Here is a 22,127-nt window from a genome sequence, read left to right as displayed (position 1 = left end):
CCACGCCCACTCGATGCTCTCTGTTTTTATACACCTTCTGCTGACCTATGTCAAAACCTGTTCCAGCATGCTGAGTGCCGAATGCATGGGTATGCCCATCTGACGATGAAATGAGGTAGCGGGTCACAACCGTTTATGACAACAGCACAAAACTCCTACTGTCATCTGGTCCAACCTGGGGATGAGGACATGGCCAAGGGACATGAGCAGTATTACAACCGGTCCGATCTGCCCTACGGCGAAGCCAAATACAAGGTCCCTGTCGCATCCATTGCAACGCCCAGGGATTGCTCCCGCTGCCATCCCGATGAAGTGATGCAATACAACCGGTCCAAGCACGCCAACACCATCGAGATCATCTGGAAGATCGATTCCTGGCTGAAAGACGGCATGAACTCCGACAATGAGCGGAAGACCGGTTGTTTTACCTGTCACGGCACGGTGATTAAGATCGACAATAAGGGCGACCTCGATCCCCAGACCTGGCCCAACGTGGGCGTGGGACGGATCAACCTGGACGGCAGCAAAGGGTCCTGCACCTCGTGCCATACCCGGCACCGCTTCTCCGTGGCCGAGGCCCGCATGCCCGAGGCCTGCGACCAGTGCCATCTGGGTCCTGACCATCCCCAGATCGAGATCTATGAAGAGTCCAAGCACGGAACCCTGTATCACGCCTACAAGAACGAGTATAATTTTGACGCGGCCGGGGGGACCTGGACCCCTGGGGTCGACTATCGGGCACCCACCTGCGCGGCCTGCCATATGTCCGGGAGCGGCAAGGTCCTCACCAGTCATGACGTGACCGAACGACTGTCCTGGGAGACCCAGGCCCCTTTGACCGTCCGTCCCCAGGACTTCCAGGCTTTTTCCCGCCAAAACGGATTGGAAGGTGGAACGGGATAAGATGAAGGCCGTGTGTCTCCAGTGCCACGGGAACTCATGGGTCGATGATTTTTATGCGGGGTTCGACAAGGCGGTGGAAGAATATAATGAGATCTACTACACGCCGGCCAAGGTCAAATTGGATGAACTGTACAGTAAGGGACTCCTGGATAAGACCCGGTATTTCGACGAGCACCTGGAGCTTCAATTCTACGAACTCTGGCACCACGAGGGGAGGCGGGCCCGCATGGGCGCCATGATGATGGTCCCGGATTATGCGTGGTGGCACGGGTTTTACGAGGTCAAATCCAGGTTTAATGAATCTAACGAAGAGGCCGACCATCTCCTCAAGACCGGGAAGAAGGCCTATGTCTACCCCAATTATCCCAACGCTACTGGCAGCACCCAACGACCGACAGCGGTATTTCCCGAAAAGCAAGAAAAATGAATGATGACGAGGACGCATAACCGGGGGCAACAAGAAGAATCCGTTATGCCATCCAAGACGCCAGCCCCGCCAAAAGGCCTTTAACGCGGTTTTCGACGTCCATCAGGTCATTCTCGTTGGGGCGACCGCGTATATCACCCAACCTGCCATGGATATTGGCCTCCTCCTTGTTATGGAATTGGCCCACGATGTGCCACTCAGCCATTACCTGGCACCCTAAATGCCCCAGGAATGAGCTGAACCATTTCGTGAGGGGCACTGCCTCATTCTCTCCGATGTGAGTGCCTGAAAACGTGCAGAAGCTGACGGCGAACTTCCCGGGTCTGATCGGGGCGGAGGGTTTTATCCTTGATTTATGGTACTCGCGGAGTTTTCTCATGACAAACTCTTTCATCGTATCAGTCGGACCCCAGGCTATGACCGGAGAACCCAGAAACAATAGGTCATATTCATAAAGATCCATATCTGTATCTGTTGAAACTTTGATGAGTTCGCTCTCCAATCCTCCCTGGCGTAATGTGTTGTAAATCATATCCGCGACCTTCTCCGTGTTGCCACCCAATGAATCGTACAGAACAAGCGCCTTCATCGTTTCCCTCGTGCATTCTCCTGATGACAGGATTGATTCGATCCTTCTAAGTTGGATATGGACCGTAGATCTTTGTCTATTATTTATTCCTTGGTTTTCGGGAGCGTGTTTTTGTCTTTTTGGTTTTTTTTGCCTTCAGTTGGGGTCCTTCCGCGATCCATCTGTCGATCTCATCTTTATCAAAGCGCCAGACTCGCCCGATGCGGATCGCTGGGATTACACCCTCAGCAGCATACTTGCAGATGGTGATTTCATGGAGTTTCAAATAAGCTGACATTTCCTTGGTGGTCATGATTTGAGCCATGGGACCTCCTCGATTTGCGGGTTATTTTAGAATGAATGGCTTATACCATGATATGTTTTAATAGGCAAGCAAAAATAGGATTAAGTTTAGAGAGGGGGTAAGTGAGATGGTGCGGGACAAAGACGAATAGAGCGATACCAGAACTGTTCCGCGCCAAAAAGGTGGTTGTGACATCTCTGTTGATGGGTATGGGGTCGCGAGGCTGTGGGAGGTTCGAAGATGCATAGGGTGGTAGCCGGAGATGGTATATCCATGACCACAGAGGCTTGACCGAACGTTAGAACGGATCGCGTCTAGCAACTATCTGAAGCAGAAAGCTATGTTTTGGAAATCTCAAAAATTTTGACCCATCAAGAACCTGATAACCTTACATAGCCCCAGGCCTAAATTTCTAGCGTGCCTGTCCGACGGCCACAAGATATTGGGTATCCTGATTGCCAATATCCTCCTTGATCGCCAGGAGGGGGTCGAGCGGCTGTCGGACTGGGCTTTGGCGGCTGCCATGGTCATGAAGAATATCCTTGTCATTGCTCGTAGTCTTCAGGATTCAGGGCCTTGACGCCGCCTCAAGTCTGCAGGCTTCTATCGGCAGGGAGCGGAGTTGGAGACCGCTTTCGATAGGATACTTCAGGCGGCTTTTTCCAAGGGGAGATTTTCAATTGTTATGTTCGCCATATCCCGCGATGTCAATTTCTTACTTGCATCCAGGATTTCGATACCCACCACATGCCGCTCTTTGTCCAGATCGATGGAAATGCCCTCTTCAACATCGATGTTATCTTCCACATATACATCCCGTAACTGGATATACAGTGCGTCGGCTTCTCTATCGTACTCAATGCGCATGTCCGATCACCTCCAACTCTTGGTCTTGTTGACTGCGGTCACAACAAGTATGCTTTCTTCTGATTCCTTATAGGTAACCCTTAGATATTTAGCTGAAAACTTCTTCCACACATTCCTTCGGTCCTCGAGCGAAGGCTCCTCAAAATCAGGAGAAGCAATCGCGGATGCCACATCGGCTTTTGGAATCCTGCGCCACCGCATTCTGTTTTTTGCGTGCCGGGTATATGTGATGGGTTTCATTTATAAACATGTTATCAGTTCTTATGGCCGGTCGGCAACAGGAAAGTGTTTACATTTTCTGACAGTTTGCCAATCAGGATATAAAATTATAAAATCGGACCAATTCGATCGTCTCCTGCGGCCAGATCTCTTTCTCAGGCGGGCAACGATAGGCGTGCTTGTTCAATCTCTGGGTATAAGGCGGTAATTTCTGTTTGAATGTCGATGGTGAGTTTCAAGGCAGTTACAATGCGGCAATAGGTGCGGATGTCGTCCAGTTCCAGACGCCGCTCCCACCGATTCTTGAGCCATTTCTCGCAGACCATATATCCGTCGATGCGATAGTTCTATGGGCATGTGGCTGCCTTTTTCCTCTGAGACCACAGACTGCTCCGAAGAGACTTGACAAATACTCCCAATTAGGATAATAATAAATAAACAAAAGTGTTTATTTACCAGGAACGTTATTGGCCATGGCAGGCGACAAGATCTCCAGATTATTGAGTGCCGACACTCCGTTTTTCACGACGTCGTCCCTCCAGGTCATTTTTGAGGCATCAAGGGAGAGCACCCGGACGATCACGACCAGACTTGTCAAACGGGGCGTACTCACCCGCATTCGTCGTGATCTCTATGCCCTTATCAACAGAAAGTACTCCCTGTTTTCCTTAGCGAACGCCCTATGCCAACCATCTGTCGTTTCATTGGAATCGGCTCTCAATTATTGGGGACTGATTGTTCAGGTTCCACAGATTGTTTTTTCCACGGCACTTAAGAGTTATCAGTATCAAGTCGAAAACACCACATTTGTTTATCGGCGCATAGCGCCCCCGCTGATGCGTTTCGGACAGGTGCAGGTCGAAGATTTTTACATTGCCGATCCGGAAAAGGCCTTCCTGGACAGTCTATATATGCGGACAAAAGGGCTTGTCGAACTCCTCCCGGAAGACGTGAATATGGGCAGACTGGATACGGACATTCTCACATATTACGGCCGTTTTTATCCTGACAGGGTGAGAGAACTGGTTCGTTTTTTCAGGAAGCAGAACTATGAAGCCAAATAAACAGGATTTTTTCAATCAGTACCGGGAAAACGTCATCATAGAGGTTGTTCAGGCCCTGGCCAAATCCGATGCCGGTTCACAAATCGCCTTTAAGGGGGGAACGGCACTCAAGCTTTTCTATGATCTGCCCCGTTACTCCGAGGATATCGATTATGATGTCCTTCCAGGGGGATTGCCCGATGGGCTTATCGGCATCATCAAAAGCCTTTGCACAAAGAAACGCTGGGAGGTAACCGACAACGCCCTAAAATACCACACAATCCTTGTAGAGCTGCGATTCAGGGGGCCTGACAGAAATTTCCATATAAAAATTGAAATCTCCACCAGGGAAAAGGAACTCAAAACCGCCATTCTCCCCCTCAGAGGCGTGCCCATCGTCACGCTGGAGCCCTCCTTCTTAATGACAGAGAAGCTTCTCACGTATCTTGACCGCCAGGCCGGCAGAGACATCTTTGATACCTGGTTTATCCTGAACGGCGCATACCCCCTGGATGAAGCCATGATAGCGCGAGCGTTTGAGAATCGTTCGGCGTTTTTTCAGGCCCTGTTGAATACGGTCAAGACAGCAGATCCCAAGAAAATCCTTCGAGACACCGGTAAGCTTTTAAATCAGGATTACAGGAACTGGATACAGACATCCTTCCTTGCCGACCTTGAGCGGCTGATCAAAAAGCAGATGTAAAGGTGTATCTTTTTAAAACTCAAAAAATTCCGGACATCGAAAACGTGAGATATGCCTACGGTTCCTTGATGAGAACGCTGCATCGAATTCAAAAAATCCCATCCGCGTGTATTATCCTATTCCTTATGTCAAAACCCAGAACATCGTCAAGCTCAAAAATCCTGTGATATCCATAGCCCTTGGCGACACGCCCATACCCGTCATGGGCGGGGCCATGCCGAGTTTGTTGAGTACCACGGGCCGGCCGCAAAGGATCGTTTCCACCAGTTCGCCGTTCCGGTACAGGCGGAATTCGAGGAAGTTGGTCAGGATGAGGTTGGGAAAGGTGGACCGGTAGCGCCGAAGCTGGTCAGTGCCTTCAATGAGATCGAGCCATTCCTCAGTGGGCCTTTTGGCCTCGATGTACCCGATGATTCGGTCTGTGCCGTTCTAGAGGCGGAAGTCGGGGTTGCCCGCGTCCGTGGGTTTGGGAAGGGTGGTGACAGGGACATGGGAGCGGTCGGTGGTCTCGGAGACCTCGTGAAACAGGTTCGCCAGGGCCGGATAGAAGCTTTCCTCACGTGCGTCCCCCCGCAGGGTTGTATCGGATAACTCCTTCAAGTACTCCTTGAAAAGCGCTTTTACCTTCATCGCCGTCATATGCCCGCTTCCCGGTATGGGTGTTCTGGCCCGAGAATTGCCCCCGGCTTCTCGTTGAAAGTCCAAGACCGCAAAGCTCGATCATTTCTCCGGCAACTTGGGCTGAACTCTTCCAACAATAGATTGCAGTCGCACATTTCCATCGACCGTCAAAATCAGGTTAGAGATCCCACCCGAGATGGGGTCGACTTTCAGAGAGTTCCGAGAAATGAGGAGAAACGAGATTCCTCTTTGATATAAGGCAATATTTTGGACGAATGAATAAGCGGATGTGGCGGCCGCGCGTGCCACCTCCATATTGGATCTTAGCGCGGAATTAGAGAGATCTTTGATGCGGTCTCGATAAATAAGCAGTTGTACCGATAATATCGGAATTAGGAGAATATAAAGAAGAAAGAAGAGTCTTCTGCGAATCGTGGTGTTACCTGTGAGGTTCTTTTGACGTGAAACTTGACCCATGGGCGCGAGCCTCCTCTCAAAGGCACAGAAATCTGAGGTAAGCCCATATGAAATTTGTGGATGGGAAAGCGGCGCCGGCGGCCCTGGAAAGGGCCTCCCAAGTCCCTGGATTCCGGTTCATCCCCGTCTATGGCCTGAAGGCGGTGGGAAAGCCCCGACTTGTTCAGGAGTTTATCAGGGGAAATAAGGCCATGCCCAACGAATCAATAAGTATGGGCACCATCAGCCCGGCGGCACCAGGAGAGGCGCAGGGACGGGCTGCGAATGTTGCGCACTAAAAGATTTCTCTCCTGTTTTCCCGGTGATCCACCACGTAGAGGAGTTCGGCTTTTTGTCGGAGTTCCTCTTCGAGACGGGGAAGTTTGTCCCGATCCACCCCATACATCCTGATGAATACCTTTCTGAAGCCTTTGGGAACATGTTCGTATGTGCTCAGAATGCTCACCATTCGGCCCCCGTAACTCCGGATGATATCCGCGACCTCTTTGATGGACCCTGAGCGGTCTTCCACCTGGAAGGCAAACTGGATCCCCCGTTGCCCCACACCGGTCAGAGAAACCAGGACCCTGAAGATGTCTCCCTTGGTAATGGTCCCCACCACCCGGCCTTCCCGATCCACCACCGGGGCGCCGGATATCCTGTTTTTCATTAATATCTCGGCGGCCTCTTCAACCGTAAAATCAAAGGGTATGGTCACCGGTTCTTTGGTCATGATGTCCTTGACTGCGATTTTTGAAATCAAATAAAGCAACTCATGCATTTCCAGGGTGGTGGCATCGGATGCAGAGGCCCTTTTCATATCCCTGTCCGTAACGATTCCCACCAACTTGCCCCTTTTCATAACAGGCAACATGGAGATCATATGCTTTTTCATTAACCCCATGGCCTCATGCATGGAGTCATTCGCATCGACAGTGATGACCGTCTTTGTCATCCAGTCTTTTACCAACATTGCAGCACCTCCCTTTCCTTTATGCGACCGGGATATCTTTCATCCCCGGATCGGCTGTCTTATCCAACGCGATTATCGAATGCCTCAACTGAACAGTGAAGCAAATTCACCTGTGACGATAAATCGGACAGGTTGTTTCCTCAGAAACAGAAGATCATCCCTGAACTCATCCTGGGCGAATTGAATATCCTTTACCAAGGAACTGGTGTGAATAATAACGGTCGATACATTTCGTACATACCGCCAGAGCAAATCGATCAGTTGCCTGGCCGAAACGCCGTTGAATTTTCCTATGAGTTTGAGATGCAGGTAGTCACCGTTTACATGCGTAAGTATCTTGAACTCGGAGTCCATGCTGACACCCCCTTTCCCTCAAGCGGATGAAAATGATTGCAGCGACCTCCGGGGAATGCCTTCCCCCTCTTCTCGTACCGACGTTAAATGAGTATATGGGTCGCGCGACGTATCCACGCATCTTCTCTTCTGTCATTCTCTAGCAACCGATGTGCCAACAGAAGAAAAAGAGGGAGTAAGATCCCAATTAATTGAAATCCTATTGTTTTTCATAGAGCACAAATATGTTTGGGATTCGATTCACAGCGACATGTGTCGATTTCTTTTACTAACTGTAAACCGCAGCGTGAGACTTTCCGGAATAGATCATTCAGTTCCCCCCTGAGCTTCAAATGATTTCTGCAAATTTGATAGACAGCAGATTTTTGAGATTAGAAGAGATAAAGAAAATCATGGACAATGGAAACTTTGTCAAAAACAAATTCTTTTAGTGACTTAGACGGCTGCCTGTTTTCGGAAACAGGAGATGGATTTGCTGCTCCCCCGGTGCGGTGCGACATGAGGAGATCCTTTTGCAGCGATCCACGGCAGCTTTGCAGACCCCCTGACAGGAAAGGCACAGGTGTTGCATTTCATCAGGGATGGGATAAGGCGGGGAGCGGACCGCACTGCTTTCCACCCGACATGCCATGGACCACATTATCTTATCCACATTGTCCACCCAAGAAAGGAGGTCTACATGTTGCCTTTAAAAAAGATCCTATGTCCTACGGATTTCAGCGATCCATCTTTTGAGGCGTTGGAAGTGGCCACCGAACTGGCCTTGCATTTTTCCTCCGAGCTGATCGTCATCCACGTCGTAGCGCCGATTCCGGTTATCGCAACGGAGTACAGGAGCCCAGCAGCCTTCAATGTTCAGGAATATCAGAAGGTAATGGAAGCATCGTCGATGAAGGTCCTGGAAGAGCAAATCGGAAAGAGGATACCTGAACGTGTTTCGACCCGCAGGATATTATCTTCGGGCGATCCCGCCGATCAGATTGTGAATACCGCCGAAAATGAAAACGTGGACGTTATCGTCATCGCCACCCGGGGCCAAACCGGATTAAAACGCCTTGTCTTCGGTTCGGTCGCAGAAAAGGTCGTTCGGCTTGCCAGGCGTCCTGTTCTCAGCATCCGGGAGAGGCACCCATAATCTTGAGAAAAAAGCGGACAGCTGAATTCCGTTTTTTGATGCAGGAGAGTGCCGCGGCCCTGTCGCCCGAATATCGAACCGAGTCGGGAGGGCGGGCCGGGGGGAGGGGCTTCGTATGAGCATGGTTAATCTCGACAGGGTTTTCAGGCCCACGTCCGTGGCCCTTGTCGGTGCAACCGACAGGGAGGGAACCATCGGGCATGCCCTGTGGAGAAACCTGACCACAGGGAGGTTCAAGGGCAGGGTCTATCCTGTCAATCCCCACCGCAAGGCATTGGGAAAAGCGGTTGTCTATCCTTCCATATCGGCCATCGAAGCGCCGCTGGACCTGGCGGTGATCGCCACCCCCATCAATACCGTCCCGGAGGTCCTGGCGGCGTGCGCCCAAAAACAGGTGGGCGGTGCGATTGTCATTTCTGCCGGGGGAAAAGAAATCGGCAAGGAAGGGATCAGGAGTGAAAAAGAGATCCAGAAAGCGGCCGCCAAGGGCAAGATCCGTATCGTAGGTCCCAACTGCATGGGGATCATCGCGGCTGAACCGGGACTCAATGCAAGTTTTGCCGAAGAGATGCCGCTTCCCGGACGGATTGCCTTCCTCTCTCAGAGTGGTGCGATCTGCTCGGCGATTCTGGATCTGTCCTTTGAAGAGAGCATCGGATTTCGGTATTTTGTCAGCGTGGGGTCCATGCTTGACGTGGATTTCGGCGATCTCATCAATTATTTCGGGCATGACCCGGAGGTGAGCAGCATCCTCCTATACATAGAGCAGCTCAGCCGCGTCAGAAAATTTCTGAGCGCGGCCAGGACAGTGACCCGCTTCAAGCCGATCATCGTGCTCAAATCCGGAAGGTCCCCGGCAGGGGCCAAGGCCGCCTCCTCACACACGGGGGCGCTGGCCGGAGAAGACGCCATCTATGATGCCGCCTTTGAACGCGCCGGAATCATACGTGTGGATACCATTCAGGAGCTATTCGACTGTGCGGAACTCGTTGCCAAACAGACCCCGGCCAAGGGATCCAGCCTTGCCATCCTGACAAACGGCGGGGGCCCCGGCGTAATGGCCGCCGATGCCCTGGCAACCAGCGGTCTGGTGCCCGCCCAACTCGAATCCTCAACCATCCAGCAGCTGAATGGCGTGCTCCCTTCCTACTGGAGCAGGGGGAATCCCATCGATATGCTGGGAGACGCCACCATTGAACGATGGCGGAAGGTGGTCGGAATCATGCTGGAGGCCCGGGAGATTCAGGCCCTTCTCATCATCTTTGTCCCCCAGGCCCTGACCCCTGGAACCGAGGTGGCCAGGGCGCTTGTGGAACGTCTCGGGGCCGGCCCCCATTATCCGGTTCTGGGCGTGTGGATGGGGGGGAAGAGCGCCAGGGAGCCGAGGCAACTCCTCAACCGCGCCGGCATCCCGACCTACGACACCCCTGAAAGGGCGGTCAGGGCCTTTGTCCATCTCCGGAGATATGCCAGGGAGCTGGAGCTGCTGGGAGAGGTCCCCCCGAGACTTGAAACGACCCTCCTGTTTGATCGAAACAAGGCAAGAGACATTCTGACCCCTGTCCTGGAAAAAGGAGGCGGACTTCTCACGGAGATGGAATCGAAGGCCCTTCTTTGCGCTTATGGGATCCCGGTGAATCCGACTCGAGCGGTCGCCTCTGCTGAGGCCGCTGTCTCAGCAGCCAGGGAAATGAGGGGTCCGGTCGTCATGAAGGTCTTGTCGCGACAGATCACCCATAAGAGCGATATCGGAGGGGTGTTATTGAATCTCGAAGGCGACCGCGCCGTTGCCTCCGCCTTTCAAAAAATTATCCAAGGCGCAAGGCAACACTTTCCGGAGGCGGAGATCGATGGAGCGACCCTCCAGCCGATGATCCTGGGTGGAGAACATGAACTCATCGTCGGCGCCAAGCAGGACACGGAATTCGGCCCCGTGATCCTCTTCGGCATGGGCGGCGTGATGACCGAAATTTTCAAAGACAGGGCCCTGGGACTTCCTCCTCTCAACCGGCTGCTCGCCCGGCGGCTCATGGAAAAAACCCTCTGTTATCAGGTCCTGAAGGGATTCCGAAACAGGGAGGCCGCAAATATGCCCCTCCTGGAGGAAATCCTGATACGTCTTTCTCAGCTCCTCACCGATCTGCCTGAGGTGTGGGAACTGGATATCAATCCGCTGATCCTCAGGGGTAAAGAGGCAGTTGCCGTTGATGCGAGGGTGGTTGTCACTCCCACGGCGGTGAAGGCACCTTCCCATCTGGTGATCAGCCCCTATCCCGAACAATATGAATCCGATGCCGTTACCCGGGATGGCCGACCTTACGGCATCCGGCCCATAAAACCGGAGGATGCATCTTTACTGATCCAGCTTTTCAGCACCCTTTCAAGGAAGTCGGTGTACTACCGGTTTCTGAGTCCTCTAAAGGCGTTGCCCCCTCAGATGGTTTCGCTGTTCACCCAGATAGACTACGACCGCGATATGGCCCTGGTGGCCGTGGAGCACCGGGACGGAGAAGAAAGGCTTCTCGGTGTGGCCAGGCTGATGGTGGAGCCCGGCGGAGAACGGGGCGAATTCGCCGTAGTCATCGGGGACAGTTGGCAGGGGCTGGGTATCGGGGCCCGTCTCATGGAGGATCTCCTGGCTATCGGAAAGGAGAGGGGAATGGAAGAAATCTGGGGGCTGGTGCTTCCCGAAAACAAGACCATGCTGAACCTTGCACAAAAGCTGGGCTTCTCCATAAGGCCTTCGGAAGATCGTCGCGTCTACCGGGTGGCATTGCGATTATCCGGCCAAGGGGATGACAACCAAGGCGGCGGGCAGGCAACAAAATGACATCCTGAAGGAATACCCGCCAGCCGTATCCGGAAGGAGCCCTCCATTTGAAAAAGGTTCTTTATCCCTTCATAGACATATGTCCGTAAGTTTCAAGGCCGGACACTCACAGCCGATCCTCCGCCGACGGACCCCTGGTTGGGTCATCGCATCTGAGAAGCAAAAGCCCTCGGCGCTGACGACCGACCGCAGGCCTATTCCCAGGGGCTTCAGAAAGGGGATTTGTGGGTATGGTTAGGCATCCTCCTTTTCCTGATCAAAGACCCTTCCCGGAAACCGCATGAGCTGTTTGATCCTTGCCCCCCGTATCTTCTGTTCGTGGGCGTTCTTTTTTTCAAAGGCCTGCCCGAGTTTGATCATCAGGTCCTCCAGCCTTACGGGTTTCAGCAGATAGTCAAAGGCCCCCAACTTCATCCCCTCGATGCTCGTTTCAACAGAAGCATGCCCGGTCAACAGGATGACCTCGCACAGGGGTTGTATTTTTTTCATCTCTCGCAGGGCCTCGATGCCGTCCATCCCTCCGGGCATCTTCACATCCAGTATCACCACGTCAAAAAGCTGCTTTTTCATCTCTTCGACGGCAGCCTCGCCGCTCAGGACCCCGATGGCATCCACATTCCTCTTCTTGAGACGATTCACCAGGGTCTCCAGAAAATCCTTTTCGTCATCCACAACAAGTACTCTAAAAAGATCCATTTGCTCCTCCCTCCTTTCGCTACGCATGACCCAACCGACGATGATTATTTCTTCTCAGGCGCCACTGCCGGTATCTTTATGGTAAAGGTGGTGCCCTTCCCGGCCTCTGTCTCAAGATGGATGTCGCCGCCCATCTTTTTCATTATGGTGTAACTGATCCACAGACCCAGCCCCGTTCCTTTGCCGGGATCTTTGGTGGTATAGAAAGGATCGAACACCCTTTTTTTCTGCTCAGGGGGAATTCCGGGTCCTGTGTCCGTTATGTCAACAGCTATCAAGGGACCATCCCGCTGGCTCTTGACCACTATATGCCCATCTTTACCGATTGCGTCAATCGCGTTGCTGATAATATTTAAAAAGACCTGTTGAAGCTGGGATTGATCGTTGGCTATGATCGGAAGTTCCTCTGCGAAATCCGTTTTGATCTCTATGTTGTTGATCCTGGCATAATTACCCAGAAGAGAGATGGTCTGCCTGATGATTTCGTTGACATCCACATCCTCCAACCTCGGTTCCATCTTCCTGGCATATCCCAGCATGCCATGCACCACTTTTCTGGCACGTTCCACATGCTCTTCTATCTTGGCAATGGAGGCCTTCAGCTCTTCGTGGCTCTTGCTCTGAGCCAGATCTTCCTCCTCCAAGAGATCCTCTATCCAGCCTGTCTTCTGAAGTATCACCGCAAGGGGATTGTTTATCTCATGGGCAACCCCGGCGGCCATTTTACCTAAGGCCGCCAGCTTGTCCGATTGTACCAGTTGGGCGTTGAGTTCATCAATCCGTTCATCGCTTTCCCTCAGTCGTTTCACCGTCACTCCGGTGGTTAAGACGGTAACGATGACAATGGCCATGATACCTGCCAGCATAATGGCGATCTCCACACTCCCGGTGGCATAAAACGACGCCATTTCCTCCCGGATCTCCTGGGAGACAACCAGGAGCCACTTGTCGTTGTTGAGCCAGCTTCCGGCATAAAGCATCGGTTTTCCATGTCCATTACCCCCTTCCAGTATGGTGGTTCCACCTCCGAACAGGGACGGATCGACAGGGGATTTTTCCATAATCTCCCCTGCAAAACGAGGCCGCGTCTGGTAATATCCTTCTCGATTAATGATATATGCATCCCCGGTACGGCCGACCTGCGCCGCCTTGATGCTTGCGCCGAAGACGTCTGAATCGATGGTGGCCCTCAGGATCCAACTGTGCTGGTTCTCCTGTCGCTTCACCGCTATGACGAAATGAGGGATCTTCCTGAAACCCGTGTAGACATCGCTGATGAAGACACCCTTGGTCATGGCCTCCCCAAACCATGGCTGCTGGTAGTAATTGAGGCCGGAAAGCTCGTAAGGGCCGATATAGGCGGCGTGCCGGCCTCCAATGTCTATTACTCCAAGGTCCACAAAGGCCCCTGCCCGCTGATTCATGATAGAGAAGATGGCTGAAAGATTTGATTCCCGGACAATCTCGTTGAAATGATTTGTATCCGCCATGGCCGCCAGAATGGCGGTTCTCTCCTTCAGAAACAGGTCTACGGCCCTCGCCTGGGATCTTGCCCGGTAATATATCTGTTCCCGAATCTTATCGCGGTACATGCCGGAGAATTGATAGTAAATCGTTGTCCCGAGGGCTACGAGCGGGGCGAGGGAGACTGCCAGAGTAATGGCCGTAATTTTTCTTCGAAGACCTGTATAAATGGCATTCCTCATCTGCCTCTCCGCCTGCCTCGCGCAAACCCTATTTCATCACCGGCCAAGACATGAACTGCCAATAACCCAGAATGGTCCAGAACCAGAGCACAAGCCATGCCAGGATGGTAACTGGCAGACCGTACTTTACGAAATCCATTATATCCAAAAGTCTCTCCCCTGTCACCGGATCCCTTCCCATACCGAAGGCAATGGCATTGTTGGGAGTTCCAACAACCAGGAAGTTGGCAAAGGAAGAAGAAAAGGCGCAGGCAAGACCCAGCTTCCACACATGGGCCCCGCTTAAGGCCGCCATGGGAAGGACGATGGGGCCAAGGGCCGCTACCGTGGCGCCGTCGCTCATGAAATTGGTCATGGTACCCGTCAATATACTCACGCCGATAACCAGCATATCTCCTTTCGCCATAAAATCCGGCAAAATGCTCACAAAGCTTGTGGCCAGCCACAGGGCGCCTCCAGTGAACTTAAGGGCAACGCCCATGGCCGTTGCCGCTGCGTACAGGCCTACAACGTCAAAGGCGACTCCCTCCTGAACATCATCCCATGTGATTATTCGACCCAAAAACATTGCCAATACGGCGTACAGGGTTGGACCCCCAAGTCCCGAGTGCTCGCCCAGGATGACCCACGCCGCCACCAGGAGTATGAGAATGCCTGCCATCAAGGCTTCCTGGCCGCCAAACTTGGGCATCCTGGCCACCTCGGATTTGACCACCTCTCCCGGGTTCATGTCCTTTACGATGAACTTGGGCTTGAGGCGGATATACATGTAGGCCCCTATAACAACCCCCATGAGGGGAACAAAGGGCATACCGTACTTCATCCATTGCAGAAACGACAGGGGAACCCCCTGTTGCATGAAATAGCCTACCATAATGGCATTCCTTCCCCCTGCAGCAGGGGAACCCGGGCCGCCGTGGTTGGCCGCAAAGCATACCCCGAGGAGAAGGAATATGGCCAAAGCCCTGTCTTTTTCAACACCATGCATTTTGCATGTGACTTTATAGACACCCAAAAGTACCGGGATCAGGAGGGCAACCAGGGCATGCTCGGAAAGAAAGCTTGCAGAAATGGCAAGAAGCGGCATAAAGATAAGGGCAAAGCCCTTTGCGCTGTGGATGCGGCTTAAGAGTATGAGCCCAATACGTTTGTCCAACCCCGTCTTGGCCACTCCCACCGCCACAACCAGTATGCCGAATATGAAAAAGACGGCATCGCTCATATAGGCCTTCCCTATTTCCTGCATGGGCAATATGCTGAAAACGTAGAGCATGACGGCGACCAGAAGATCCGTTGCCCCCAGGGGAAGGGCCTCCGTGCCCCAAAAAAGCACGGCCAGACAAAAGATAAGCAACATCACCTTGGCCAGTTGCGCCGCGTCTGTCTCAGTCAACAGCCCTTTTTCGTGTGAGTCAGCAAGGGGTTCTCCCTTCTGGGCCGCATTGAAAGCCGCAGGACTCAGTTTCTTGTTCACACTGTCCGTGATGTTCCTGCAGTCGGACGGCAAAGAATAGCCTGACGGCTTTTCCATGCTCACAAGATCGATCATGCTCTTAGGAGCAGGCATGATGACGAGAACAAAAAACAGTATGGCAGCGGGAACGATAATCAAGGGCTTGTAGCCCGGTCTGCTCTTCCATATGCTGCCGGTTTGAACGGCGGTTGTTGCTGCTGAATGATATGCCATTTGAACCTCCTTGCCTTGTCTGCAGGGCCTCATGAAAACCGACCCCGAAAATCTCACCATCCCTGACATCAAGATGGCCCACAGGTTTTTCCTCTAAAGCCTCTTTACCCGTCTTCTGGAAGGTCTTCACGGAAAACATGCAGTCCAGAGATTGCTTCACATACGATGGACTTCTGTGCAAAAAGTTCTGAACTGCATTATCTTTTATTTAAAGTCAGTATGAGGTTGTGGCAATTAATGTGCCAACCCCAAGGAAGGCGGTCATATGTGATAACCGTTTGAAAATTAATCGGATTGCATGTAAAGACAGCAGAACTGGAGGGTGGTGGGAGCAGCCATCTGTCAGCAGTTTTTACACAGTGTAAAGCGGAATGGCTTACTGTTTTTGGAGGCCGAGAAGCGCGGCGATATCTGCGGTGAGTTTTGCCCTGTAATGGTCGACGGATGCCGTTCGGAGCATGATCATATCCAACTGGCGGGTGTGAATGGTCAGATAGCCAAGCGCCTTTAATCTCCCCTTCATGAAGTCCATGTCCCGATCCTCCAGCCTGGCCATGAGGGTGTCTTCCTTTATGGAGATCCTGAATCCGAGTTCTTCCAAGATATCTCCCACAAACAGCGTTCTTTTATACCGTCTCTCGTAATCCGCGGCCCCTCCCTTGAACTGGAAGCTGATATAGTTTTCACCGGATCGTTCGCTTACCAGGGTTTCCACACTGGAAAAATGGAAACCGAGTCGCGAATAGAGACTGCAGTAGTTCTTTGAAATCATAAAATAGTTTCGATTGGCGAACTTGGAACGGACCGTGGGGATAAAGGCCCGGTTGGTGGTGGCCTGGAACATGACAGATGCGAATCCTTTTCCGTCCATTGCAGGGGGGCCTTCCCAGGGCACCGCAGCGATTCCTTCCCACAAGGCCCGCATCGGGATTGAGGCGATGTTTTCCAATCGGATGTACTTCTCCTCGACCTCTTCCGTGAACCCGTCATCCAGGTTCAAGACCCACCACTGCATCGGTACATCCACGAAAAGCTGTTTGCTGGAACGCTCGGGAAACCGGTGATCCTTGCCGAAACGGAACATCTCATGCACCGCCTTTTCGTGGCAGAAGCGGGTGATATCATGAAACGTTTGACAGTTTTTGGGTGTAAAGGCAGGGGCGTCTGGATCTAACAGGTTCAACGGGATAATATGTTGCGACACCCCTTTCAGGGCCTCATGGACCGGGCTCCCCTCCATGAGATTCCTGGGCTCCCGCGTTTCTTCAAGCAGGGAGTCGACCTTTCCCTCGTACACCCGCCGGCCGCCGGCATCCACGGTCGCCATCTGCCCGTTTTTCAACAGGCTGACGGCCTCTTCCACCCCGAACAAGCCGGGGACGCCGAACTCCCTGGCCACATTGGCCAGATGACCGGTCACGCCCCCCTTCTCGGTAATCACGGCGGCGGCCCGGTTCATCAGAGAGGCCCATCGAGGGAGGGCCTGGGCCGTCACCAGGATGGCCCCCTTAGGGAACCGGAGCATATCCACATCCTTTTTCACAATAAACACCGGACCTGCCGCTGTTCCGGGGCTCGCCGGGACGCCCCCCTTGAGAATCACCGGTTCGTGCGCCTCTTCGAGATATGTTTCGAGATCTCGGCCTCTGAATGCTTCGACCTGCTGCAGCGCACGGCATTGCAGCAAAACGATGGCGCCATCGTTTTGGATCGCCCATTCAATGTCCTGCGGCACGCCATAGTGCCTTTCCAGCTCTACTGCCAGGCGGGCCAGTTCCAGGGCCTGATCGTCCGTAAGAGAGGGGAGTTCCTTTTCATCCCCCGTGGCATCCAATCGGCACACCCCTGCATCCGGATAGCACACGAACTTCTGCTCCTTGACGGCAATCTCTTTTCTCAGGATTGTCATGGGCGCCTTGCGGGAGACCATGAAAAGATCCGTGGCGGAACTGCCGTCAACCACTGACTTGGGCAACCCCCAGACCGAGTTGATGACAATGGCGTCGTCACGGATATCGAGCGGGTTCCTGGAATAGAGGACGCCCCCCGAGACAGGGTCCACCATGCTCATGCACCCCACGCACATGGCCACATCCTCGTCACGGATTCCCCGGTTCAGACGATAGGCCATGGCCGCCAGGCCGTACTTGCTGGCCACAATCTCCTTATAGACATCCGGTATGAACTCACGGTTTACATTCAATTCCGAGAGGTACTGGCCGGCAAAGGACGTCCCGGCAAAATCCTCTCCCAGGGCGCTGCTTCGCATGGCAACCCGGATGTCTTTCCCGTCCATCTCCTCCAGGCGGTGATACGCCTCCATAACGGCTTCGCTGAGATCTTCCGGCAGGGGGGATCCGATAATCAACTGCCGAATGGCGGTGCTGAGGGCATGAAGTTGGTCCAGGCGGTCCACGTCAGTCGCCTGAATGCGTCGATCGATCTCGGATTGAAGGTCGTTATATTCCATGAACCGGTAATAGCCCCCGGCAGTGACTGCAAAACCATTCTGGACCCGCATGGAAAGTCGATTTCGGATCTCGCCCAGATTGGCCATCTTGCCCCCCACCTGGTCCGCTGTTTCCGTGTCTATATCATCCAAAGAGATGACCGGAGGTCCTTCCCTGGCTGCATCGGAGTGGGCAAGAAAAGGATTGATCTTTAACTGGATCGCTTTGAAACGATCGTAAAGGCCTTCATATTTTCCGGGGGCGAGTTCGTTCAGGTTCTTTGCAATCTGCCAGACAGAGGTGGACACGGCCGTGCACCGGGACCGAACAAAGTTCATACCGAAGGGTTTTGTTCCCCTGAGGCCTTCCTCCATTTCAGCCATGATTTCGAGGGCCTTGTTATTGGCATTCAGGAGGAGCTTGAAATGATGATACCGGGTCTTGAAGTCATTGCGAATGGCATCGACATCCATCGCGACATCCTCTTTCACTTTTGGAAAGAGACCCCTTATGACAGTGAATATGCGGCTCATGGTTTCCTGGTTGCTCGTTATGCCCTGCCCGACCTTGGCGCATTGGCGGTTGGGTCATGAATCAAAAAGGCTAAAGGCTCACTATACTGCCAGCCTTTAGCCTTTTTATCAGACCATGCCGTTTCTTTCAATTGTCAATTCATCAGTGTTCCAGCCTCATGCCCCACCCCTCAAACATGTAGAGGATAGCAAAGCCATACCACAAGGTGTAAACCACATAAAAAACCAGGGAGAAAATGACAACCCCCATTCGATCCGAGATCTTCTGAGGTTCAATCGTGTAATAGTTGTAAGAGGGCTCCACCCCCTTTTTGACCACCAGGGCCACCACCTTGTCCTCTTTGAATTTTTTCTGTTTCTGTAACGCCTTCTCCATTGCATTGAGGGCCTTCCACCAGTTGAAAAGGACCTGCCGCTCGTTATAGCCGTATTTCTCCGACACCGCTTCTCCCTTGTTGTGATACATCGCTTCTGCGTCGGCCAGCGTGTTTTCGAGTATCCCCCCCAGATCGCCGCTGACGTGCAGGGACGTCCCGGCAACGGTGGCGGATGCGCCCCCTTTCCGGAAGAGGAGGGCCGTCTCCTGTGCCTGATTCTCATCCTCCAGAGCAATGGTCGCATCTATGGACCGGCCGTTGAATTGAGCGGTCTCTTTCAGGACGTCCGGGATATAGTAGGCCGATCCCTTGGATATGGAATTGTACAGGGCATCCAGGTACTCGAGACCGTTATGTCCTTTGAATACAGGGGAGAATATGATGATCAGCACCACGACAAATGCCGCCAGCATGGCCAGGCCGCCGAAAAACTCCTTTTTGTTCGCAATCATGATCGCACCCCCTCTCCTTTGAGTACACGGATATTGACTAAAAACGTGCCGATCACCCAGGCTGAAAACCCACCGATGACAATAAAAAAGGCCCATACACCGATGGTCTCCAGGACGGCCCCGGTCTGCCGTGAGATGGGAATGACGTCCATTTCCCCCAGTTTGGCCGGCAGCGCGAAGATCCGGTTCACAAATCCTGCCATCACCGCCATGGCATAAAACCCCCGAATGGTGATGCCGGGGACCACCTTGGTCACCATGGCCCCCACCTGGATCCCGATCAGAGATCCTAACAGCATGCCCATGGCCAGGGTATAGAAAATGAACCCGTAGACGGCGTACTGGCTGATGGCGGCATACCCGGCGGTGAAGACGATCTGGAAGATATCGGTTCCCACCGTGGTCATGGAGGAGACGCCCAGCATGTAAACGAAGATCGGGAAGGTCAGGAACCCGCCGCCCACCCCCATGATGCCCGCGGCCAGTCCCACCAGTGCCCCGCTGAGGACCAGGAACACCCATGAAATGCTCCTTCCTCCCGGGGCCAGATCATGATCGAACTTCACCATGGGCGGGATCTTCATGGCCTGGAGCTTTCTGGGGAGATTGCCCATTTCCGCGCCCTCAGCCCTACCGCCGTGGGCGTCTCCGCCGCCATGGGGGGCGTTAACCCGCTTATCGGCGCTTCTTGCGCGGAGGAAATCGGTCATGGAGTAGATGCCCAGGAAACCCAACATGAGGGAGTAAATGGTTGTAATAAACGCGTCGCTGAGCACCGGGTTGATCTCGTAAAGCACCCGGTTGATCAGGCCTCCCGCGGTCGCGCCGATGATGGCGCCGATCAGGAAGACGACGGCCAGGGGGACCGAGACATTCCCCAGTTTCCTGTGAATAACGCTCCCCATAATCGCCTTGGCAAAGATATGGAAAAGATCCGTTCCCACTGCCAGGATGCCTTTGATTCCGGCGCTCATGAGGGCGGGAGCGATGATAAAGCCGCCTCCGGCGCCGATGCAGCCGGTAATCAGGCCGGCCCCGAGCCCGATGAGAATAGACACGATGAAGATTCCCGTACTGTAAAAGGCAGGGCTGTAGGCCTTCTTCCCGCCCAACAATTCGGGGAGGGCCGCGCCGATTTCTTCGGCAAACGCAATCCCCCCCCATATGATCGGGATTGTGAGAAGGCCCAACAGGATCAATCGACGTCTGTCTCCAAGTATGGTCCTGGATGTATCGATCTCCCATCTTGCATGGGCCATCGCGCCCATCATCATAAATTTTCCCCACGCTCTGAAGAAATTCATTTTCAGTTTGCTCCTTTCGCGGATTCAACACCTCTGGTTAATGAGACCTCTCGGAATTTCTAAAACTGCTGTAATCATATTAACTGTCTCGAAATAGTACCGACATCTTCGTCATGCCGGACTCGATCCCCGCAAGTACGGGAACTGGATTCCGGCCTTCGCCGGAATGACGGTGTAAAGACAACTATGAGACGGTTAATAATTTGTCCGGCATCCATTTTCAACGCCATGGACCTTCAAGGATCACCGGTTACGCCGAGGCGTGACGGACCTCAATCTTCAATGGAAACACCGGCCCGTTCCCCGATCTTTTTTTCATGAAGGAATTTCCTTTTCGAGGCGTCCTCGATCTTGTACAAGAGGTCGTCGATGGCCATCGGCTTCATAAGATAGTCAAAGGCCCCCAGCTCCATCCCCTGGATCGCCACCTCCACATTGGCATGGCCGGTGAGCATAATGACCTCTATCAGCGGATGTCGTTCCTTGATTTTCCTCAGCGTCCCGATGCCGTCCATTCCCGGCATCTTCACATCCAGCACCACCACGTCTATGGGATGCTTCTCCAAGAACTCAAGGGCCGCCTCGCCGCTCTCCACAGATGAGGCGTTGACGTTTCGTTTGTTTATCCGTTTGGCCAGGGTGTTCACAAACTCCGCCTCATCATCCACCAACAATACCCTAACGCCGTCCAATGGATTCACCCTCCCCTAATCGAGTAGTCTCTCGAATTTTCTCTACCAGTTCTTCCAACTCACAGGGTTTGGTCAGATACCCGGAGGCCCCCAGGGCTATCCCCTCCCTGGCTGCCTGGGCCGATCCGTGCCCTGTCAGCATAATGACCTTGAGGTCCGGCGCCATCTTCTTGAATATCTTGAGCACCTCGATGCCGTCCATGTCCTCCATCTTGAGATCGAGTACGGCCAGATCAAAATCCCGGCCCCTGAGGGCCTGGATGCCTTCGGAGCCGCTGTAGGCCTTGGTCACATCCATACCCCTGCGAATAAGCCTGTTTGCCAGGACATTGACATAGGCCTCTTCATCGTCCACAAGAAGAAGTTTGATACGCTCGGACATCCTCTTATCCTTCTACCCCCGCCGTGTGGTGATCTCCTTGAGGCGCGCCTCCACAATTTTGTTTTCGTGCTGCCTCTTTTTGCCTGCCGCTTCCTGGACCTTCCCCAGAAGCACATCCACATCGCACGGCTTCATAAGATAGTCAAATGCACCCAGTTTCATCCCTTCTATGGCAGATTCCACCGTGGCATGTCCGGTGAGCATGACCACCTCGATCAGGGGATGCAGGCGTTTTATCTCCCTCAAGACGTCTATACCGTCCATTCCCGGCATCTTGACGTCGAGAATCACCACTTCAACGCCCTGGTCTTTTGCCAGGGCATCCAGCGCCTGTTTTCCGCTGAATGCGGTGGTAACCTCCAGATCCCTCTTTGTGAGACGCTTTGTCATGGTCTCCACAAAGGGGACCTCGTCGTCCACGAGCATGACTTTTGCCATTGCCATA

General features: G+C 53.2%; 21 protein-coding genes and 1 pseudogene. 6 read left to right on the top strand and 16 right to left on the bottom strand.

From position 1 onward, the window contains the following. The first annotated feature begins 135 nt into the window (after nucleotides 1–135). A pseudogene (locus K9N21_00360) lies at nucleotides 136–1,330 on the top strand (cytochrome c3 family protein). Between the two features lie 43 nt (nucleotides 1,331–1,373). On the opposite strand, the gene K9N21_00355 reads toward K9N21_00360, so the two are convergent. The 4 genes from K9N21_00355 to K9N21_00340 all read right to left on the bottom strand — a co-directional run bounded on the left by K9N21_00355 (nucleotide 1,374) and on the right by K9N21_00340 (nucleotide 3,309). Beyond that, entirely contained in the window at nucleotides 1,374–1,919 is a 546-nt protein-coding gene (locus K9N21_00355) for a flavodoxin domain-containing protein (protein ID MCF8142349.1), read from the bottom strand. A 79-nt stretch (nucleotides 1,920–1,998) separates the two neighbouring features. Further along, nucleotides 1,999–2,223, bottom strand: a complete 225-nt coding sequence (locus tag K9N21_00350) for a helix-turn-helix domain-containing protein (GenBank protein ID MCF8142348.1) — start codon at nucleotides 2,221–2,223, stop codon at nucleotides 1,999–2,001. 627 nt (nucleotides 2,224–2,850) lie between these two features. Then, entirely contained in the window at nucleotides 2,851–3,069 is a 219-nt protein-coding gene (locus K9N21_00345) for a DUF2283 domain-containing protein (protein MCF8142347.1), read from the bottom strand. A gap of 6 nt (nucleotides 3,070–3,075) precedes the next feature. Next, nucleotides 3,076–3,309, bottom strand: coding sequence for a DUF4258 domain-containing protein (locus K9N21_00340; GenBank protein MCF8142346.1), 234 nt, complete (start codon nucleotides 3,307–3,309; stop codon nucleotides 3,076–3,078). 452 nt (nucleotides 3,310–3,761) lie between these two features. Between K9N21_00340 and K9N21_00335 the strand changes: the two genes are divergently transcribed. Together K9N21_00335 and K9N21_00330 are read left to right on the top strand one after the other, a co-directional pair. Then, the gene (locus tag K9N21_00335) at nucleotides 3,762–4,352 is read left to right on the top strand and encodes a hypothetical protein (GenBank protein ID MCF8142345.1); all 591 of its coding nucleotides are present in this window, start codon (nucleotides 3,762–3,764) and stop codon (nucleotides 4,350–4,352) included. Further along, a complete protein-coding gene (locus K9N21_00330; GenBank protein ID MCF8142344.1) occupies nucleotides 4,339–5,034 on the top strand; it encodes a nucleotidyl transferase AbiEii/AbiGii toxin family protein in 696 nt (231 codons plus the stop codon). Before K9N21_00335 ends, K9N21_00330 begins: the two co-directional genes overlap by 14 nt. 429 nt (nucleotides 5,035–5,463) lie before the next feature. Here the strand turns inward: K9N21_00330 and K9N21_00325 are convergent, their stop codons facing one another. Continuing rightward, a complete protein-coding gene (locus K9N21_00325; GenBank protein ID MCF8142343.1) occupies nucleotides 5,464–5,673 on the bottom strand; it encodes a hypothetical protein in 210 nt (69 codons plus the stop codon). Between the two features lie 506 nt (nucleotides 5,674–6,179). On the opposite strand from K9N21_00325, the gene K9N21_00320 reads away from it, so the two are divergent. Next, nucleotides 6,180–6,410 (top strand): hypothetical protein, encoded by a 231-nt coding sequence (locus K9N21_00320; GenBank protein MCF8142342.1) that lies wholly within the window; start codon nucleotides 6,180–6,182, stop codon nucleotides 6,408–6,410. Here K9N21_00320 and K9N21_00315 read toward each other — a convergent pair. Together K9N21_00315 and K9N21_00310 are read right to left on the bottom strand one after the other, a co-directional pair. Further along, complete coding sequence (locus K9N21_00315) at nucleotides 6,407–7,084, bottom strand: CBS and ACT domain-containing protein (protein ID MCF8142341.1); 678 nt, start codon at nucleotides 7,082–7,084, stop codon at nucleotides 6,407–6,409. The genes K9N21_00320 and K9N21_00315 overlap by 4 nt on opposite strands. An 84-nt stretch (nucleotides 7,085–7,168) precedes the next feature. Beyond that, nucleotides 7,169–7,438 (bottom strand): hypothetical protein, encoded by a 270-nt coding sequence (locus K9N21_00310; GenBank protein MCF8142340.1) that lies wholly within the window; start codon nucleotides 7,436–7,438, stop codon nucleotides 7,169–7,171. A gap of 679 nt (nucleotides 7,439–8,117) precedes the next feature. On the opposite strand from K9N21_00310, the gene K9N21_00305 reads away from it, so the two are divergent. Further along, nucleotides 8,118–8,573 (top strand): universal stress protein, encoded by a 456-nt coding sequence (locus tag K9N21_00305; protein ID MCF8142339.1) that lies wholly within the window; start codon nucleotides 8,118–8,120, stop codon nucleotides 8,571–8,573. Nucleotides 8,574–8,694: 121 nt separating this feature from the next. Then, nucleotides 8,695–11,403, top strand: a complete 2,709-nt coding sequence (locus K9N21_00300) for a bifunctional acetate--CoA ligase family protein/GNAT family N-acetyltransferase (GenBank protein MCF8142338.1) — start codon at nucleotides 8,695–8,697, stop codon at nucleotides 11,401–11,403. A 234-nt stretch (nucleotides 11,404–11,637) separates the two neighbouring features. On the opposite strand, the gene K9N21_00295 is transcribed toward K9N21_00300, so the two are convergent. The 9 genes from K9N21_00295 to K9N21_00255 form a co-directional block, all read right to left on the bottom strand. Next, a complete protein-coding gene (locus tag K9N21_00295; protein MCF8142337.1) occupies nucleotides 11,638–12,099 on the bottom strand; it encodes a response regulator in 462 nt (153 codons plus the stop codon). Between the two features lie 44 nt (nucleotides 12,100–12,143). Continuing rightward, nucleotides 12,144–13,805 (bottom strand): two-component sensor histidine kinase, encoded by a 1,662-nt coding sequence (locus K9N21_00290; protein ID MCF8142336.1) that lies wholly within the window; start codon nucleotides 13,803–13,805, stop codon nucleotides 12,144–12,146. Nucleotides 13,806–13,833: 28 nt separating this feature from the next. Continuing rightward, entirely contained in the window at nucleotides 13,834–15,492 is a 1,659-nt protein-coding gene (locus K9N21_00285; protein ID MCF8142335.1) for an anion permease, read from the bottom strand. 376 nt (nucleotides 15,493–15,868) lie between these two features. Next, nucleotides 15,869–18,415: a pyruvate, water dikinase gene (locus K9N21_00280; GenBank protein ID MCF8142334.1), complete on the bottom strand. Its 2,547-nt coding sequence runs from the start codon at nucleotides 18,413–18,415 to the stop codon at nucleotides 15,869–15,871. Nucleotides 18,416–18,617: 202 nt separating this feature from the next. Further along, on the bottom strand, nucleotides 18,618–19,304 hold the full coding sequence (locus K9N21_00275) for a hypothetical protein (protein ID MCF8142333.1): 687 nt from the start codon (nucleotides 19,302–19,304) through the stop codon (nucleotides 18,618–18,620). Continuing rightward, nucleotides 19,301–20,608, bottom strand: coding sequence for a sulfite exporter TauE/SafE family protein (locus K9N21_00270; protein MCF8142332.1), 1,308 nt, complete (start codon nucleotides 20,606–20,608; stop codon nucleotides 19,301–19,303). The genes K9N21_00275 and K9N21_00270 overlap by 4 nt, the downstream gene beginning before the upstream one ends. Before the next feature lie 272 nt (nucleotides 20,609–20,880). Beyond that, nucleotides 20,881–21,300 carry a response regulator gene (locus K9N21_00265; GenBank protein MCF8142331.1) on the bottom strand — a complete coding sequence of 140 codons (420 nt, stop codon included), beginning with the start codon at nucleotides 21,298–21,300 and terminating at the stop codon, nucleotides 20,881–20,883. Beyond that, nucleotides 21,287–21,682: a response regulator gene (locus K9N21_00260; protein ID MCF8142330.1), complete on the bottom strand. Its 396-nt coding sequence runs from the start codon at nucleotides 21,680–21,682 to the stop codon at nucleotides 21,287–21,289. The genes K9N21_00265 and K9N21_00260 overlap by 14 nt, the downstream gene beginning before the upstream one ends. Nucleotides 21,683–21,694: 12 nt before the next feature. After that, complete coding sequence (locus tag K9N21_00255) at nucleotides 21,695–22,126, bottom strand: response regulator (GenBank protein MCF8142329.1); 432 nt, start codon at nucleotides 22,124–22,126, stop codon at nucleotides 21,695–21,697. Between the last annotated feature and the right edge of the window lies 1 nt (nucleotide 22,127).

This window comes from Deltaproteobacteria bacterium (assembly GCA_021737785.1).
Classification (GTDB): domain Bacteria; phylum Desulfobacterota; class DSM-4660; order Desulfatiglandales; family Desulfatiglandaceae; genus AUK324.
The sequence above is the reverse complement of the archived record's forward strand: the minus strand, read 5'-3'. Positions and strand labels throughout refer to the sequence as shown.